Here is an 18235-nt window from a genome sequence, read left to right as displayed (position 1 = left end):
CAAGGACTGCCCTGCACCCTGACGACATGACTACCATCGCGCCCCAGCCGGTACAGCGAGATCCACTCGCCGGGCTGGCTTCCATGTTCGACACACTGGCGGCCGTCGCCGTCCGTGGCACGGTGCCCGACCCCGCGTTGTTGGCCCGCGTCGCGCAGTCCCGCCCGCAGTTGGCTGCGGCAGCCCTCACCGCGCACGCGGGTGAGCCCTACTCCCGCCTGGTCCTACGAGTGGACGACGAGGTCGAGATCATGCTCGCCCGTTGGCGTCCGGGGCAGCGCTGCGCACCCCACGATCACGGTGGGGCAGGAGGTTTCGTGATCCTGCTGGAGGGCACGTTCGTGGAGCGGCGGTTCGACTGGGACGGCCAGGACCTCGTCGTCACTCACAGCGAGACGCTGCCTGCAGGCGCGGTCACCGGCATCACCAGCGAGGTGATCCACGACATGATGGCTCCCGAGGGCGGGCTGAGCCTGCATTTCTACAGCCCGCCGGCCAACAGCATGCGGGTATTCGATCTGCAGCGGCGCGAAGTGCTCGAGCTCGTCGGCAACTACGGAGCCTGGATCCCCGAAGGCGACCATGCCCGGATCCCGTTCGCACGCGTAGCGCCTGCGCGGCACGCCCGGCCGGTCATCTGGGTGGCGCACACCACCCACTACCGCGGCGGCTCAGCGGAGTTCGCCGCGGCCGCGGCCACCATGGCCCGTGAGTTGGGTGCGGCCAATCCCGAGGCCGACGTCGTCGTCACAGGCCTGAACCACAAGGCGGACTTCACCGATGCGATGCGACACCTGGCCGACGGCGGCCGCGAGATCAGTCAGCTGCACTTGATCAGCCACTCCGGGATGTACGGGCCGATGTTCGGTTCGACGCAGTGGCCGGAGCAATTCTCGCCGCACGAGTGGCGGACGATGGCGATTCCGTTCAGTGCCGCCGGGCGGGCGTATTTCCACGCCTGCCGCACTGCCCGCTGGTTCGCGCCGTTCTTCGCCGATGTGTTCGGGGTGACGGCTTTCGGAAACCGCGACTACACCACGGTGTCCGCGCGCCGCGACCGATTCGCGTGGGCGGGTCGCCGGCCGGCCGCGCGCCAGAACCTCTATTTGATCGACACCCCCGGGCACAGATCGCACGGCTGGACGGGTTCGGCGCGCAAGTATCTCGGCGCCGCGGCACAGCCACTGGTGCAGTGTGATCCGGCAGGCGGGTTCGGCGCGAGCCAGCCGGTGGGCACCTACGATCCGGTCGCAGAGTTGTACGACCGCGCCTATGTCGACATCAGGGTCCGCGGCGCGGAGTGGCGGTGGATCGCGCAGCACGCCGCACAGGTCAGGGCGCAGCTCGGCCGCGGCCTGCGCGTGCTCGAAATTGGTTGTGGCACTGGGGCTCTGCTGCGAGCTCTGGACGAAGACGGCTTGATCGATTTCGCAGTGGGCGTGGACACCTCGGCACCGATGCTGGACCGGGCACGCGAGCGCAGTAAAGACAGTCGTCGGCTCCGTTTTCAGCAGGTGCACGGCCCGGAGCTGGATGTGCCCGACGACCAGTTCGACGTGGTGATCTCATTTCTGTCCTTCCGGTATCTGGACTGGGATCCGGTGATGGCCGAGATCCGCCGGGTGCTCGCGCCGGGCGGCAGGCTGTGGGTCGTCGACATGGTGGCCCAGCCGGTGCGGGTGCGGGAGTGGCCGGTCCTGGTCCGGTCCGCGGTCTCGCACCTGCAGACCCGCCGTACCCGACCGCAGTTCGCCGCGGACCTGACCGCCCTGACCACCCATCCAGACTGGCTGAAGATGTTGGCGCGCAACCCGATCCGTGCCGAGCACGAATACCGGTGGTATTTCGCCAGCCGGTTTCCCGGGACCGGGGTTGAGCTACTGACCGCGACGTCCACCCAGCGGGTCGTGGCATTCGATTCCGGCCCGCTTCCCAAGGGGCGCACCGCCCCGCTCACGTACCCGTGAACGCGTGTCTGGGCATCGTCGACTGGGGTGTCGGCGGTGTCGGGCTGGTGCGGGCGTTGGATCACCTGGCGCCAGGTCTGCCGGTGCTGTACTGGTCGGACACCGGTGTCACACCGTACGGCCGGATGCACACCGGCGAACTGGCCGCACGCCTCACCGCCGTCGTCACTGAGCTCGCGCGACGGGGCGCCACCGAAGTTGTGTTGGCCTGCAACGCCGCCAGTACGGTCACGGCACGGCTGAGATCGGTGCCGATCCCGGTGGAAGGCATCATCGGGCACGGGGTGGCGTCAGTGCCCGACGGGATCGGTGGCCCGATCGGCGTAGTGGGCGGCCGCCGCACCATAGCGAGCGGGTGCTACCGGCGCGGGCTGGCTCGGCCCGACCGGGCGGTGCTGTCGCGGGTCGCCCAGCCGCTGTCGGCACACATCGAGGCGGGGCGGCTCGGGTCACCGCAGTTCCTTGCCGACCTGAGGTCTATCGTCGCGCCGCTGCGCCACGTGCAGGCGCTGGTATTGGCGTGCACGCACTATCCGGCTGCGAGCCCGTGGTTTTCGGATGTGCTCGGCGACGTCGTGCTACTCGATCCGGCCGAACGCTTCGCCACTGCTGTGGCCCAACGCCATCCGCAAGCCCGCGCTGGTACCGGGTTGGCCGCCCGCACTTACCTCACTACCGGTGATCCCGACGCCATGCGCCGCGGCGCGGCCACGGCGTGGGCCACTGAACTGCGAGCCACAAGAGCGCATTGAGAATTCCGCAAGGCGCATCCCGCAGCCTTGTGCCATGACCACAGTTTGGCGCCACATCGCACTCGCCGCCGCCGGCACAGCCTGCATTGCCTTTCCGGCAACCGCGCAGGCCTGCCCGTCATCGTCCACGTTCATCACCCCGTCGGGGAACATCACCTGCCTGGTGTCGACGAGCTTCGACGGCACCAACGGGGCCGAATGTGAAATCCGTGACTACAGCTACACCCCGCCCCAGAAGCCCGCCGACTGCCACTTGGGCTGGGGCGACCGGGTCAGCATCAAACAGGGCAGTGCTCCTGTCGTGCACTGCCACGGCGACACCAACTTCGCTCCCGGGTTGCCGACGCTGGCATACGGCCAAAGCCGTTCGGCAGGGCCGATCGTCTGCCACAGTGAACCGGCGCGGATGTCATGCACCGACAGCAGCACCGGACACTATCTGCGGTTGTCGCGTGAAGCGCTCGAGCTCGGCTGACCCGATCAACCTGCCGGAGAAGGGAATACCTGAGATGAGGCGACACCTGCAGACAGTCGTGGCAACGGTCGGGCTGTTGCTCGGGGCGGCGCCGCCGATCGCCGGCGCGCAGCCATTGTGCGCTGACCTGGGTGGGACGGTCGGCGCCGATCAGGTGTGCGCCAGCCACACCAGCACACCCGACTACACCCTGGACATCAGCTTTCCGGTCGGCTACCCCGATCCGGAACCGGTGCAGGACTTCGTGACACACACCCGCGACGAATGGGTCAACGCCGCCGAACACGATCCGATGCGCAACCCGGGGCGCCATGTGTTGGCGATCTCGGGAACCGCGTATCAGACGGCAACCACCCAGAGCCTCGTCTTCGCGCTGAGCTCGGACTTCGGCGCCCACCCGGTGGGGACGTTCAGAGCGTTCAACTACGACGTCACCCAGTCGGCGCCGATCACCCTGGCCACATTGTTCCGTCCCGGAACGAACGTCGCGCAGCTGCTGGCACCGATCGTGAAGCGCGAGTTGGGGGATCGGGCCGCTGAGGGCCCGGACTGGATCAGCGGCCTTGACGACACGGCGTACCAGAACTTCGCGCTGACCGACGACGCGGTGATCTTCTTCTTCGCCCAGGGTCTCCTGCTGCCGCAAGTGGACGGGCCACAACGAATCTCGGTGTCGCGCGCCGAGCTGGCCTCGGTGCTGGCCTGAAATGGGCACCGACCGCGCACGATTCGTCGGCCTCGTCGCCGCGACGCTGATGGCGACGACGGCACTCGCGCCCCTCGCGCACGCCGAGCCTCGACAGGATGTGGTGCCGATCCACGGGCTGACCCAACCAGGCGGTATCGCGGTGGACGGTGCGGGCACGGTGTACGTCGTCGATACCTTCGCCAACCGGGTGCTGACCCTGCCGGCCGGCGCCGATTCGCCGAGGGCGCTGCCGTTGCCCGACCTGACCGGACCCGAGGACGTGGCGGTGGACGCCGCAGGTGACGCGTTCGTCACCGACCGCCTGGGCCGGGTGTGGACGCTGCCCGCCGGCGCGGCGGCGCCACACGTGCTGCCGTTCGGCGATCTCGGCAACCCTGCGGGAGTTGCGGTGGATACGGCCGGAAACGTCTATGTCACCGATCGAGCCGAGACCGTGGAACGCCTGCACAGCCGCGGTGACGTGGACCGGGTGTGGAAGCTGGCGCCGGGCGCGAATGCACCGTCCGCGCTGCCGTTCCCAGGTTTGCACCAGCCCGAAGGGGTGGCGGTCGATACCGCAGGCGACGTCTACGTCGTCGCGGACACCGGCGATGTGGCCCACCCGGCCAAGGGGGTGTTCAAGCTCGAGCCGGGTACGAGCCTCCCCACCCCGCTGCCGTTCACCGACGTCAGCGGGCTCGGTGAGGTGGCGGTCGACGCCGCAGGCGACGTGTATGTCACCGGTGAGAACCAGGTATACGAGCTGAAGCCCGGGGCGAACACCCCAACGCCACTGCCGTTCAGCGGATTGTCGGCTCCCCGCGCCGTGGCCATCGCCGGCGACGGCAGTGTGTTGGTCGCCGACGGCGCCGACAAGCGGGTTCTGCGACTGGCTGGGGGATGACACGGAGCGATCGGCCCGAGATCACCCGCGGAGAGCCGTCGCGACGATAGCGTGAGGCCCGTCGCATCTGGATCGGAGGCAATATGCGAGTCACCCCCTCGCCGGGCCGCGCCATCACGCGGGCACCACGGCCCTTGCCCCGACTCACGGCCGTCGTCGCGGCCGTGTTCGTCGGGCTGATCGGCATCGCACTGTGTCTCACCGCGCCCGCCTCGGCGGCCGGGGAGCACTATGTCATCGCCACCGACACCACGTTCGCCCCGTTCGAATTCCAGGACGCGCAGGGCAAATTGGTGGGCATCGACATGGATCTGATGCGAGAGATCGCCAAGGACCAGGGCTTCACCGTCGACATCAAGCCGCTGGGCTTCGACGCCGCGCTGCAAGCCGTGCAGGCCAACCAGGCGGCCGGGGTGATCGCCGGAATGTCCATCACCGACGAACGCAAGAAGGTATTCGACTTCTCCGATCCGTATTTCGAATCGGGTGTCCAGATGGCCGTGCTGAAGACCAACGACGACATCAAGTCGTACTCGGACCTGCGCGGCAAGCGCGTCGCGGTCAAGAACGGTACGGAGGGGGCACAATTCGCGGCCTCCATCAAGGACAAGTACGGGTTCGACATCGTGTCGTTCGCCGATTCGTCGTCAATGTTCGACGAGGTGCGCACGGGTAATTCGGTGGCGGTCTTCGAGGACTACCCGGTGCTGAACTACGGCATCCAGCAGGGCAACGGATTCAAGACCGTGACGCCCAAGGAGAGCGGATCGAGCTACGGGTTCGCGGTCAACAAGGGCCAGAACGCCGAACTGCTCGCGAAATTCAATGCGGGCCTGAAGAACCTAAAGGCCTCGGGCCGCTACGACCAGATCATCGAGACCTACCTCGGCAAGGGTGCGACCGAGAACGACAACTCGTTCCTGGGCCTGCTCAAGAGCACCTTCCCGATCCTGATGGCCGGCCTGAAGATGACCATCATCCTGACGGTCATCTCGATCGCGATCGCCCTGGTGCTCGGCATCATCTTCGGATTGTTGCGGGTCTCGAGGTCGATATGGTTGCGTGCCATCGGCACCACGTTCGTCGACATCTTCCGTGGCACACCGCTTCTGGTTCAGGCGTTCTTCATCTACTTCGGTATCCCGGCCGCCCTCGGCTTCCAGATGACGGCGATGACGGCGGGCATCATCACGCTGTCGCTCAACGCCGGCGCGTACATGACCGAGATCGTGCGTGGCGGCATCCAGTCGGTGGACAAGGGACAGATGGAAGCGGCCCGCAGCCTGGGCATCGGCTACCTGCCGACCATGCGGAAGGTGATTCTGCCGCAGGCGATCCGGACGATGATCCCGTCCTACATCAACCAGTTCGTCATCACCCTCAAGGACACCTCGATCCTGTCGGTGATCGGTATCGCCGAACTCACCCAGACCGGCCGGCTGATCATCGCCCGCAACTTCCAGTCGTTCAACATGTGGCTGATCATCGGCATCATCTACTTCATCGTGATCATGGCGCTCACCAAACTCTCCGACCGACTCGAGAAAAGACTCGTGAAATGACCCACCTCGTCCCGGAATCGGTTGCGGCCGAACCCGAAGGCACCGTCAAGATCCGCATCGAGGGCCTCAAGAAGGCCTACGGCGACCTGGTCGTTCTCGACGGCGTCAACACCACCATCAGCCAGGGTGAGGTGGTCTGCGTCATCGGGCCGTCCGGCTCGGGGAAATCGACGTTCCTGCGGTGCCTCAACAAGCTCGAGGACATCACCGACGGCAAGGTCGTGGTCGACGACTACGACCTGACCGACCCCAAGGTCGACCTCGACAAGGTCCGTCAGCACATCGGCATGGTGTTCCAGCACTTCAACCTGTTCCCGCACATGACGGTGATCGAGAACGTCACGCTCGCACCGCTTTTGACCAAGAAGATGAACAAGGCCACCGCCGAGAAGCGGGCCATGGATCTGCTGGGCCAGGTGGGGCTCGCCGAGAAGGCGCACGTCAAGCCGGCCACGCTGTCCGGCGGCCAGAAACAACGCGTCGCCATCGCGCGGGCGCTGGCGATGAGCCCGTCGATCATGCTGTTCGACGAGGCCACCAGTGCGCTGGACCCCGAAATGGTCGGCGACGTCCTCGAAGTGCTGCGCACACTCGCTGCAGAAGGCATGACGATGGTGGTGGTCACCCACGAGATGGGCTTCGCGCGGGAAGTGGCGTCGCGGGTAATTTTCATGGCAGACGGCAACATCGTCGAAGACGACACCCCGGCCGAGGTCTTCGACAGCCCCAAACATCCACGGCTGCAGGAGTTTCTGTCGAAGGTGCTGTGAGTCTCAGCCCTGTTCGACTGTGTTGTCCGAGCCGGAGTTGGAGATCTGCGGTTCGCCCGAGTGGAAGGTGAGCCGGTTCTCCATCCCGGAAACCCCGATGGTGTCGACGGCATCGACGGTGATCGTGTTCTGGATGCCCGACACGGTGATGCTGGTGCAGTGCCCCGTGATGGTCACGGTGTTCTGGATGCCTTGCACGATCACGGCGTTGTCGGTGCACGCGATGGTGCGGTTCTCGTTGATCCCTGTCACGGTGACCGGCTCGCCGGGCGTTCCCGGGCTCGTCGAGCCCGTGGGTGGCAGGGGCGCCGGCGCGATGGCCGTCTGAGTGGTGCGGACCGTCGTCTTGGTAGCGCGGCTGGTCGTGGTGCTACTGGAGCCCGTGTTCTGCGAGGTGCCGAACATCAGGTACGCCGCGACGCCACCGGCCACCAGAAACGACCCGATCGCGGCCACGATCACCAGCACGCGCACAGCACTGCCGGAGCCGCGCTGCGGCGGCGGGGGATAGCCGGGGTATTGGCCCGGATAACCGCTGCCGTAGGTCGGCGGGAACTGGCCCGGGGGTTGGCCGCTGTAGGTCGGCGGCGGGTACTGCTGATCGGCGGTCCACGGCTGGGTCGGCGGCGGGGTGCCGGACCCGCTCCCCAACTCCGACGCGTAGGCGGCGTCGGCGAGCGGGCGTTCGAGGTCCCGGATGCGGGCCTCTGGATCGTCCTGCGGGTCCATGCGGTGATGCTCGCATATGCGGCGCGCAGGTGCGGGCGGTTGACGATGCAGGTGTGAGCCGGGTCACGCTCAGCGAACATCTGCCCCATGCGGCCTCAGCTTTCCCAGTCGTAACATGGAGCCGGCCGGTACGCCCACTTGCCGTCGCCTGGCGATTCGAAAAGTTTGCTGGCGTGTCGAAGTGTGATTTATCGCTCATTTTTAGGGGGAATGGTAAGAGAGCAATTCGTCAGCACCATTGCGCGATGTCAGAGGGGCGATAGCCGCTGGCGGCGTCGTAGCTGGTAACTGACGTGCAATGTATTGCTACCGAAACATAACGACGCCGTAACGAAGAATTTCCTAAGCGCAGCCTGAGAGAATGGCTCGGCAGTTGGCCGGGGCGCCGAGCTGATGATGAAGGGCGCTCATTTTCGTCGCTAGACTCGATCCAACCGCGCCAGCCTGGCGCAGTCAGACCCTGGAATCTAGAGCCGGTGAACGCCATGCCGGCGGAGGTGCCGATGACCATGGCAAATAACTTCTTGCGCGCGATCAGCAATCTGCTTCGTCGTGACGCCGCTGCTGCAGAGAATGCGGCCGGCAGCGTCGCGTTCGACGGCGCCCTCGACGACCTCGACGGGGCCGGTCTGGTGGAAGTCGAACGTGGCCCCATCGGTGACATCGCCGTGGATGCCGACCGCGACACCATCGTGGTGACCAACTACGGCAGCGACTGCCTCACCGTCATCAACCCCGACACCTTGCGGGTCGTGGGTTCGGTCCGGCTCGGTGGCGAGCCGTTCGCGGTCGCGGCGGCCGACGACCGTGCCTACGTGAGCATCGCCTCGGCGGGCCGCGACTCGATCGCCGTCGTCGACACCATCTCCGGTGCCGTGCTCGCCGAGTATCCGCTGGCCATGACCGTGACCGCGCTGACTGTGAGCCCGGACGGCAAGCGGGTGTTCGCCGGTCGCAGCGGCCACGACCGCATCGACGTCGCCGTCATCGACGTGACCGCCGAGCGGGTCGGCACCATCGACATCGCCAGCGGTGAGGGCGTCAACCTCGACGCGCTGCGGGTCGATTCCACCGGTAAGCGGCTCTACGCGGCCACCTCGGGTCCGCGAGGCAGCCGGTTGGTCGCAATCAACACCGAAACCGCACACGTCGAATCCACGGTGTGGATCGGCGCTCCGGTCCGCGACATCGCGCTGGGCGCCGACGGCATCGCCTACGCCCTGACCTCGGATCTGCAGTACCGCGGTGAAGTGCACGTCATCGATACCGCCGCGGGCACGGTCCTCGGAACCATCGGCGTCGGCGGAGCACCCACGCAGCTGGTGCTCAGCCCGGATGCCACCCGCGCCTACATCGTCGACTACGATCGCGTCAGCGTGCTGTGCACCCTGACCAGCGAGATCATCGGCAGCGTCGACGTCAACGCCCAGCCCGCCGCGGTCGCCGTGCGCGCCGACGGCGGCCGGGTCTTCATCGCCGACTACGCCGGCCACGTCAACGCGTTCGATGTCGCGGCCGAGCTGCCCGCGCTGTATTCACAGCTGGCTTCGGCGCCGGCCGTGCGGGAGCTTGCCGCACCGGCACGCGAACCCATCGCAGTCTAGGAACCCCGCGGGTTCCGCGAGCAGACGTAAAGGTCCCTCGACACGCCGGTGTCGCGGGACCTTTACGTCTGCTCGGCGGGACTCAGCGCCAGTGGTAACGGGTGCTGGGTCGGCCGGTCTTGCCGTACTCCGTGCTTCGCGTGACGGTTCCACCGTCGGCGAGCCGCTCCAGGTAGCGCCACGCCGTCACCCGCGACACCCCGACCTGCTTGGCCACCTCGTCCGCGGTCAACCCGTCGGGGTCGTCGCGCACCGCGCGGGCGATCTCGTCGGTGGTCTGCGGCGCCGCCCCTTTCGGGGAAGCAGTCTTGTTCGGGGCAACCCGTAGTTCCCCGAGAGCTCGGTCCACCTCGGCCTGGCTGGCCGCGTCCGTGCCGGCCGGAAGTGCCGTCCGGTAGCGGCGGTAGCGCTCCAGTCGATCGCGGAAGGCCGCGAATGTGAACGGCTTCAGCAGGTACGCCAATGCGCCATGGGCTACCGCGGCCCGCACCATCTCCAAATCGCGTTCGGAGGTGATGGCGATGATGTCGGGCGCCGGGCGCAGCCCTGACAGACCCGAGGCCAACGAGATTCCACTGGCGTCGGGCAATCCGAGGTCAAGCAGCACGAGATCGATCGGCCGCTCCGACGCTGCCGCCTCGGCTGCCGTGCGCATCGCGTCGCGTGCGGTGTGCACCACCGCCGCCGTCGAAAACCCTTCCAGCCGAGCCAGATACGTAGCATGTGCCTCGGCGATCAGCGGATCGTCCTCGACGATGAGGACGTGGATATCGTTCATAGAGGCAACGTCACCGAGACAACCGAACCGTATGTCACGTCGGCCTGTATCGCTCCGCCGTGCCTTCTGACCACCTGAGCCACCAGTGCCAATCCCAGACCATGGCCCGCAGTGTCACCCGGCTTGGTGGAATACCCACGCTGCATGGCCTTTTCGAATGTCGACGCGTCCATACCGGGGCCGCTGTCGGCCACCCGGATCAGCAGTCCGTCGTCGTCCTGGCTCACCGTGACCTCGACCCACGGATCGTCGCGGTCGCACGCGTCCATCGCATTGTCGATCAGATTACCCACGACCGTGACCATCTCCTGGCCCGACAGCACTGTGTCGGTGGGCAACTGGGTGTCCTCGGTGATCGTCAGTGCGATGCCACGTTCGTCGGCCTGCGCGGTCTTGCCGAGCAAGAGCGCCACCAGTGCGGGCTCGTGCACCGCGTGCGACAGCCGGTCGACGAGTTGTTGCGACAGTTCCAAATCCTCGGTGGCGAACTGGACCGCGTCCTGCGGACGTCCCATCTCGACCAAGGTGATCACGGTGTGCAGCTTGTTCGCCGACTCGTGTGCTTGTGCCCGCAGAGAATCCGCCAGCACCTGCATGGAACTGAGTTCGCCGAGGGCGCCCTGCAATTCGGTGCGATCCCGAATGGTGACCACCTCGGTACCGATTCCCCGGTCGCTTCGCTCCTGCCCGCCGGTACCGATTCCCTGCCCACCGGTGTCGATCCCCGAGCCCACGACCCCGGACCGGTTCACCACCAGCACCCGGTCATCGGTGACGTGCACCTCGTCACGCACACCCGGATCGCGAGTACGCAGAAAGTCCGGCAGGTCGGACTGGCTGACGGGCCCGGGCGGCACACCGAGTAGCCGTCGCGCCTCGTCGTTGATCAGGGCCACGCCGTCGCGGTCCAGCACGATCAATCCCTCGGACACCGAATGCAGGATCGCGTCATGGTGGTCGTACATCACCCGCAGTTCGTCGGGCCGCAGGCCGTGGGTTTGACGGAGCAACCTGCGCCGGATCATCCATACCCCCAGTGACGAAACCACCAGGGCCCCAGCGGTTACCGCAGCGATGACCGGGATCTGCGCTCGCCAGCGCTGCGCCAGGGTCTGCTGGGTGATGCCTGCGGAGACCAGTCCGACGATGCGGCCGTCGCTGCCGTGAACCGGAGCGACCGCCCGCACCGACGGGCCGAGCGTTCCCGTGTACACCTCGCTGAACGTCTCACCGCGCAACGCGGGTTCGACGGTGCCGAGGTAGTGGCCGCCGATCTGGCTGGGATCGGTGTGGGTGAAGCGGGTGCCGTCGGGCGCCATGATCGTGATGAACGCGATGTCGGTCGCTCTGCGCACCGCTTCGGTCGTCGGCTGCAAAACCTGTGTCGCCGTTCCTGATTGGATGGCCGCGGCCGTCGACGGGGAATCGGCGAGGGCGGTCGCAATGCCGACGACCTGCTGGCGTGCGGCGGCATCGCCGTCGCGTCGCGCGTCGAGCAGCGCCAGTGCGGTCCCGGCCAGCACCACGACGGCGACCACGATCACCTGCAGGGCGATCGCCTGACCGGCCAGCGACCGCGGCCACCACCTGCTCAACCGCACGATTTCCGCCCCAGCTTGAACTAAATGAACTTATGCGTGACGTGGCTCACGTCATGGGCGAACCTACTTGCAGAGCACATTCGATGTCGACCCGGAGGTACCGATGAGCACCACCTTGGACCCACACCCCGAACCGAAGACCCGACGAGACCGCACCCACTGGCTCTATATCGCCGTCATCGTCGCGGTCGTGGCCGGTGTCGCGGTCGGGCTCATCGCACCCGGAATCGGCAAAGACGTCGGCGTGCTCGGGACGATGTTCGTCAACCTGATCAAGATGATGATCGTCCCGGTCATCTTCTGCACGATCGTGCTGGGCATCGGCTCGGTCCGCAAAGCCGCCACCGTGGGCAAGATCGGTGGGCTGGCCTTCGTCTACTTCCTGGTGATGTCCACCATTGCGCTGGCCATCGGCCTGTTGGTGGGTAATCTGCTCGACCCGGGTTCGGGCATGCATCTGTCGGAGAAGACCGCCGGGCAAGGCGCGCAACTGGCGGAGAAGGCCCACGAGGCGGGCGGCCTGATGGACTTCATCCAGCACATCATCCCGACCACCCTGTTCTCGGCACTGACCGACGGCAACGTGCTGGAAGCCCTTTTCGTCGCCTTGCTGGTCGGTTTCGCACTGCAGGCGATGGGGACCGCGGGCGAGCCCATCCTGCGCGGTGTCGAGCATCTGCAGAAGCTCGTGTTCAAGGTGCTGATCATGATCCTGTGGCTGGCTCCGATCGGCGCGTTCGGTGCGATCGCCAACGTCGTCGGGCAGACCGGCTGGACCGCCGTCACCCAACTCCTGACGCTGATGCTCGCCTTCTATCTGACGTGTGCGGTGTTCGTGTTCGGTGTGCTCGGCACGCTCCTGCGCGTGGTGTCGGGAGTGTCGATCTTCAAGCTGGTGCGCTACCTGGCCCGCGAGTACCTGTTGATCTTCTCGACGTCGTCCTCCGAGTCGGCACTGCCGCGGCTGATCGCCAAGATGGAACACCTGGGCGTCGAGCGGAGCACCGTCGGTGTCGTCGTGCCGACCGGATACTCGTTCAACCTCGACGGCACCGCGATCTACCTGACCATGGCGTCGCTGTTCATCGCCGACGCGATGGGTGACCCGCTGTCCATCGGCGAGCAGGTGTCGCTGCTGGTGTTCATGATCGTCGCCTCCAAGGGCGCAGCCGGCGTCAGCGGCGCCGGTCTGGCCACCTTGGCCGCCGGGCTGCAGAGTCACCGCCCCGAGCTGCTGGACGGTGTGGGCCTGATCGTCGGCATCGACCGGTTCATGTCCGAGGCGCGCGCCGTGACCAACTTCTCCGGAAATGCGGTGGCCACCTTGCTCGTCGGCTCGTGGACCAAGACGGTGGACCGAGCCAAGGTCGACGCGGTGCTGGGCGGCCGGGATCCCTTCGACGAACTCACCATGGTCGACAACCACGCGGCGCCCGTGGCGGTAGCGGCGCATAGCTAGCCCGCAACGCGGAAGCCCGGCCGGATTCTCCGGCCGGGCTTCACGTTTCCTGTGAACCGTGGCGGCCCCGTCGTCGTGACAGTGGTATGCGAGCAACATCGGTAGCGCTGGCCGTATCGGGGGCGGTACTGGCAATCATGGCAACGCCGACAGCGGTGGCGTCGGCAGAATCAGCAGTGGTGACCATCGGCGAGCTGCAGGCCGAGGGTTTCGACGTGACGATCGACCGGATCGGGAGTGCTCCACTGGAGCAGTGCACGGTGACCAGCGTGCGCAATCCCCAGACCGAAACCAGGCTGGTACGGGTCGAGAGCATCGGCCGCAACGGCAAGAAGAACTTCGACCTCGTCCCGATCGTGGTGCGGCGCACCATCACCGTGTCGTTGGACTGCACTCACTGACGCGGGTGGAGGATCCCGGATAGGCAGCGAAAGCGGGGACAGGGCACGCTGGACGTCATGGTCACGAGCAAGACATTTCCACCGATGAATGCGCCGATCGAACTGAACGACGGCACCCGCATCCCGCAGTTGGGATTCGGTGTGTTCAAGATCGAGCCGGACAAGACAGCGGCGGCGGTCAAGGTCGCCCTGGATGTCGGTTACCGCCACATCGACACCGCTCAGATGTACGGCAATGAACGCGAAGTGGGTCAGGGGATCCGCGATGCAGGTTTGGACCGCGGCGACGTGTTCGTCACCAGCAAGCTCAACAACGGATTCCACCGGCCCGACGACGCCCGGCGCGCGTTCGACGACACACTCGGTGCGCTCGGCTCCGACTACGTCGACCTGTTCCTCATCCATTGGCCGCTGCCGATGCTGTATGACGGCGACTTCGTCTCGACCTGGCACGTACTCGAGGAATTCGCCAGGGACGGACGCGCCCGCAGCATCGGGGTATCGAATTTCCAGCCGGCACATCTGGAGCGGCTGCTCAAAGAATCCGACACCGTGCCGTCGGTCAACCAGATCGAGGTGCATCCGTACTTCACCAACGACGAGGTGCGCGCGTACGGGCGAGAGCACGGCATCGCGACCGAGGCGTGGTCGCCGATCGCCAAAGGCCGGGTGCTCGACGATCCGGTTGTCACGAGGATCGCCGACGCTGTGGGCCGGTTTCCCGCGCAGGTCGTGCTGCGCTGGCACATTCAGCGCGGCGACATCGTGTTTCCGAAATCAGTGTCGCCAGAACGGGTGAGGTCCAACTTCGAGCTGTTCGACTTCGAGCTGACCGACCCCGACATGGCGGCGATCACCGCTCTGGACCGCGGCGAACCGGGTCGAACCGGCCCCAACCCCGACACGTTCGACCGGATCCCATCCTGACGCGGGCCTAGCGTGCGAACATGAGCGCGCCGTTCTCCTGGAATCTGCCGTACGCCTGGCCCAGAAAGCCTGTCCTGGCGCGCAACGTCGTCTGCACCTCGCAGCCACTCGCCGCGAAGGCAGGGTTGGCGATGCTCGCGGAAGGCGGAAACGCCGTCGACGCGGCTGTCGCGACGGCGATCACGCTTTCACTGGTGGAGCCCGTTTCCAACGGGATCGGCTCGGTTGCTTTCGCAATCGTCTGGGACAGTGGGCAATTGCACGGCTTGAATGCCTCCGGGCGCTCGCCCGCGGCGTGGACACCGGAGTACTTCCGCGGCGGGCAGATTCCCGCGCTGGGCTGGAATGCGGTGACCGTGCCGGGCGCGGTCGCGGCCTGGGTCGCATTGCACGGCAGGTTCGGCAGGTTGCCGTTCGCGCGGCTGTTCGAGCCGGCAATCCGCTACGGCCGCAATGGGTTCCTGGTCTCGCCGACGGTCGCAGGACAATGGGCGGCGCAAGCACCGGTACTCGCATCGCAGCCCGGCTTCGCCGCGGCGTTCTTGCCGGGTGGCCGGGCACCGGCGCCGGGTGAGCTGTTCACATTCCCCGAACACGCTGCCAGCCTTGAGCTCATCGCCGCAACGCACGGCGAAGCGTTCTACCGCGGCGACCTCGCAGCGAGGATGGCGGCGCACTCGGACGCCAACGGCGGCGCGATGGCCACCTCCGACCTGGCCGCGCACCGCGTCGAGTGGGTCGACACGATCGATGTCGACTACCGCGGTTACACGGTCCACGAGATCCCGCCGAACGGTCAGGGCATCGTGGCACTCGCGGCGCTGGGCATCCTCACAAACTTCGACATGGCTTCGCTTCCCACCGATTCGGCCGAGAGCGTGCACCTGCAGATCGAGGCGGTGAAACTCGCGTTCGCCGACGCGCTTTCCCTGGTGGCCGACAGCGAGCACATGACACTGCCGCCGAGCGAGCTTCTCGACGCCGAATACCTGCGGGAGAGAGCGGCGCTCATCGACCGCACCAAGGCCCAACATTTCACAACAGGACGCCCACCCGGGGCAGGCACGGTCTACCTGACCGCCGCCGACGACTCGGGAATGATGGTCTCGATGATCCAGTCGAATTACCTCGGTTTCGGCTCGGGTGTGGTGGTGCCGGGCACCGGGATCTCGCTGCAGAACCGCGGCACCGGCTTCGTCCTGACCCCGGGGCATCCCAACCGCGTCGGGCCGCGAAAGCGTCCGTTCCACACCATCATTCCCGGCTTTCTCACCAAGGCCGGTGCTCCCGTGATGAGCTTCGGCGTGATGGGCGGGACCATGCAACCACAGGGCCATGTTCAGGTCGTGGTGCGGATCGCCGACTATGGGCAGAATCCGCAAGCCGCGTGCGACGGACCACGCTTCCGCTGGTTGCAGGGCACGCGAGTGTCCGTCGAGGACGGTTTCCCGGCCGCGACGCTGGAAGGCCTGCGCGACCTCGGCCACGACCTGGTCACCGTGGGCGACTGCCACAATTCGTAGCTGCCAGGCGATTTGGCGGCTGGGTGACGGGTATCTCGCCGCGAGCGATCCGCGCCGGGACGGCCAGGCGGCCGGCTTCTAAGCCCCGTGACCGATACCGACCGGGTTGAGATGGGTCAGGTGACCGCTCTCGGTGCCGTCGGTGGGATCGATGACGCAGTCGATGAGTGACGGCCCACGGGAGGCAAGGGCGTTGCGCAGCGCAGCCTCGAGTTGTTCGGGTGTGCTCACGTGATACCCGACACCGCCGAACGCGGTGATCAGCCGGTCGTGGCGGGCTGTGGGCATGAGAGTGGTGGGCGAGGGGTCGGTCGACGCGGGATTGGCCCCGTCGCCCCGGTAGACGCCGCCGTTGTTGAGCACGACCACGACGACGGGAAGCCGGTAGCGGCAGATGGTCTCCAGCTCCATGCCGCTGAAGCCGAAGGCGCTGTCGCCCTCGATCGCCACCACCGGGTCGCCGCTTTCGACGGCCGCTGCGATGGCGTAGCCCATCCCGATACCCATGACGCCCCAGGTGCCGCTGTCGAGCCGGTGTCGTGGCACCGACATGTCGATCACGTTGCGCGCCAGGTCGAGCGCATTGGCGCCTTCGTTGACCACATACACCTCGGGGCGGTCGCGCAGCACGTCGTGAATCGCGCGCAGCGCCCCATGGAACCGCATCGGATGCGCCTGCTCGCCAAGTCGTTTGGCCATCGCCGCGGTGTTTCGCGCCGAACGTGCAGCGAGCTGGTCGCGCCACGACGACGGTGCCGTGATCTCACGGGTCCGCCGGGCGAGTTCGGTCATCACCGAGCCGATATCGCCGAGCAGGGGTGCAGCGATCGGTGCGTTGCTGTCCAGCTCGTTCGGGTCGATGTCGACCTGGATGAACTTCACGTCCGCGCTCCACTGTGGTGGCTCGCCGTGCCCGAGCAGCCAGTTCAACCGTGCGCCGACGAGCAACACCACGTCGGCGTTGCGCAGCGCCAGCGACCTCGCCGTGGCGGCCGACTGCGGATGGCCGTCGGGTAGTAGGCCTTTCGCCATCGACATCGGCAGGAACGGTATGCCGGTGTTCTCGACGAACGCGCGAATCGCGTCGTCGGCCCGGGCGTACGCGGCACCCTTACCGAGCACGACGAGCGGACGCTCGGCCCCGGTCAGCAACTCGACGGCGCGGTCGATCGCAGCCGGTGACGGAACCTGGTCGGGAGCCGCGTCGACCACCGTCCGCAGTGACGCGCGCGCTTGGTCGGCATCCATGACGTCACCGAGCACGGCCGCGGGAATGTCCAGGTAGACGCCACCGGGGCGGCCGGAGGACGCGATGCGGACGGCGCGCGCGACGGCCAGGCCGATGTCCTGGACCCGGTTCACCCGGAAGGCGGCCTTGGTGTAGGGCCGCGCGGCGGCGAGCTGGTCGAGTTCCTCGTAGTCGCCGCGTTGCAGGTCGACGATGTGGCGCTCACTCGACCCCGAAATCTGCACCATGGGAAAGCAATTCGTGGTCGCGTTGGCGAGGGCGACCAGCCCGTTGAGAAAACCGGGTGCGGACACCGTGAGGCAGATGCCGGGCTTCTTGGTGAGGAACCCGGCTGCCGCCGCGGCGTGTCCGGCGTCGCTCTCATGGCGGAATCCGATGTAGCGCAGGCCTTCCGTCTGGGCCACGCGGGCGATGTCGGTGACCGGGATGCCGACCACGCCGTAGATCGTCTCAATCCCGTTGAGTTTGAGTGCCTCGACCACCACGTGATACCCGTCGGTGGCCGTGGCGGTCGAGGATGTCATCGCGGCTGACGTGCGCTGTTGTTCGATGGGAGGTGCGGAAGTCATGTCGGAATTCCTCTCGGCGCTGGTGATCTCACTGCCATCGTCGTCGCCCGTGGTGATCGCCGTCAGCAGCGCTGGCGCCCATTGCCCGGTTGGGGCAGTGTCACCACCGCCCCCCTGCTAGCTGCAAAATCGCGGCGAATCCGAGCAGCGGACGCGGCGATCGGGGTCATCCCGCCTACCATGCGAGATGACCGCATTCGAGATGTGCGGCAAATCTGTTGTCAGACAACATCATTGATGCGTTCAAGGCGGAGCGCTCGACTTACACACTGCAAGA

The 18235-nt window shown here is 66.7% G+C and carries 15 protein-coding genes and 1 pseudogene; 12 read left to right on the top strand and 4 right to left on the bottom strand.

The features are described from left to right. Positions 1-26 precede the first annotated feature (26 nt). The 7 genes from A5784_RS28940 (at position 27) to A5784_RS28910 (ending at position 7118) form a co-directional block, all read left to right on the top strand. Positions 27-1967, top strand: coding sequence for a methyltransferase domain-containing protein (locus A5784_RS28940; RefSeq protein ID WP_082945140.1), 1941 nt, complete (start codon positions 27-29; stop codon positions 1965-1967). Continuing rightward, entirely contained in the window at positions 1964-2719 is a 756-nt protein-coding gene (locus tag A5784_RS28935; RefSeq protein ID WP_064948296.1) for a glutamate racemase, read from the top strand. The genes A5784_RS28940 and A5784_RS28935 overlap by 4 nt, the downstream gene beginning before the upstream one ends. Before the next feature lie 34 nt (positions 2720-2753). Beyond that, the gene (locus A5784_RS28930; RefSeq protein WP_064948295.1) at positions 2754-3194 is read left to right on the top strand and encodes a DUF6636 domain-containing protein; all 441 of its coding nucleotides are present in this window, start codon (positions 2754-2756) and stop codon (positions 3192-3194) included. Further along, complete coding sequence (locus A5784_RS28925) at positions 3172-3900, top strand: esterase (RefSeq protein WP_082945138.1); 729 nt, start codon at positions 3172-3174, stop codon at positions 3898-3900. The genes A5784_RS28930 and A5784_RS28925 overlap by 23 nt, the downstream gene beginning before the upstream one ends. 1 nt (position 3901) lies before the next feature. Further along, entirely contained in the window at positions 3902-4786 is an 885-nt protein-coding gene (locus tag A5784_RS28920) for an NHL repeat-containing protein (RefSeq protein ID WP_064948294.1), read from the top strand. 83 nt (positions 4787-4869) lie between these two features. Further along, positions 4870-6348, top strand: coding sequence for an amino acid ABC transporter substrate-binding protein/permease (locus tag A5784_RS28915; RefSeq protein WP_232006280.1), 1479 nt, complete (start codon positions 4870-4872; stop codon positions 6346-6348). Then, entirely contained in the window at positions 6345-7118 is a 774-nt protein-coding gene (locus tag A5784_RS28910; RefSeq protein WP_064948293.1) for an amino acid ABC transporter ATP-binding protein, read from the top strand. The genes A5784_RS28915 and A5784_RS28910 overlap by 4 nt, the downstream gene beginning before the upstream one ends. Before the next feature lie 3 nt (positions 7119-7121). Here the strand turns inward: A5784_RS28910 and A5784_RS28905 are convergent, their stop codons facing one another. Then, positions 7122-7847 (bottom strand): DUF3060 domain-containing protein, encoded by a 726-nt coding sequence (locus A5784_RS28905; protein WP_064948292.1) that lies wholly within the window; start codon positions 7845-7847, stop codon positions 7122-7124. A gap of 503 nt (positions 7848-8350) precedes the next feature. Between A5784_RS28905 and A5784_RS28900 the strand changes: the two genes are divergently transcribed. After that, positions 8351-9451, top strand: a complete 1101-nt coding sequence (locus A5784_RS28900; protein WP_232006279.1) for an MmpL3/TtfA transport complex stabilizer — start codon at positions 8351-8353, stop codon at positions 9449-9451. An 82-nt stretch (positions 9452-9533) separates the two neighbouring features. Here A5784_RS28900 and A5784_RS28895 read toward each other — a convergent pair whose 3' ends face one another. Both A5784_RS28895 and A5784_RS28890 read right to left on the bottom strand, forming a co-directional pair. Next, positions 9534-10229 (bottom strand): response regulator, encoded by a 696-nt coding sequence (locus tag A5784_RS28895; protein ID WP_064948290.1) that lies wholly within the window; start codon positions 10227-10229, stop codon positions 9534-9536. Then, the gene (locus A5784_RS28890) at positions 10226-11824 is read right to left on the bottom strand and encodes a sensor histidine kinase (protein ID WP_064948351.1); all 1599 of its coding nucleotides are present in this window, start codon (positions 11822-11824) and stop codon (positions 10226-10228) included. The genes A5784_RS28895 and A5784_RS28890 overlap by 4 nt, the downstream gene beginning before the upstream one ends. A 109-nt stretch (positions 11825-11933) precedes the next feature. On the opposite strand from A5784_RS28890, the gene A5784_RS28885 reads away from it, so the two are divergent. The 4 genes and pseudogenes from A5784_RS28885 (at position 11934) to A5784_RS28870 (ending at position 16222) form a co-directional block, all read left to right on the top strand. Continuing rightward, the gene (locus A5784_RS28885; protein ID WP_064948289.1) at positions 11934-13289 is read left to right on the top strand and encodes a cation:dicarboxylate symporter family transporter; all 1356 of its coding nucleotides are present in this window, start codon (positions 11934-11936) and stop codon (positions 13287-13289) included. 86 nt (positions 13290-13375) lie between these two features. After that, positions 13376-13690: a hypothetical protein gene (locus A5784_RS28880; RefSeq protein ID WP_064948288.1), complete on the top strand. Its 315-nt coding sequence runs from the start codon at positions 13376-13378 to the stop codon at positions 13688-13690. Positions 13691-13774: 84 nt separating this feature from the next. Next, complete coding sequence (locus A5784_RS28875; RefSeq protein ID WP_064948350.1) at positions 13775-14617, top strand: aldo/keto reductase; 843 nt, start codon at positions 13775-13777, stop codon at positions 14615-14617. Between the two features lie 20 nt (positions 14618-14637). Then, positions 14638-16222: pseudogene (locus tag A5784_RS28870) on the top strand (gamma-glutamyltransferase family protein). On the opposite strand, the gene oxc reads toward A5784_RS28870, so the two are convergent. Continuing rightward, positions 16219-17913, bottom strand: coding sequence for an oxalyl-CoA decarboxylase (gene oxc, locus A5784_RS28865; protein WP_064948287.1), 1695 nt, complete (start codon positions 17911-17913; stop codon positions 16219-16221). The pseudogene A5784_RS28870 and the gene oxc overlap by 4 nt on opposite strands. Positions 17914-18235: the final 322 nt, after the last annotated feature.

This window comes from Mycobacterium sp. 852013-50091_SCH5140682 (assembly GCF_001665685.1).
GTDB lineage: Bacteria > Actinomycetota > Actinomycetes > Mycobacteriales > Mycobacteriaceae > Mycobacterium.
This window is presented reverse-complemented; position numbering and strand designations above follow the sequence as displayed.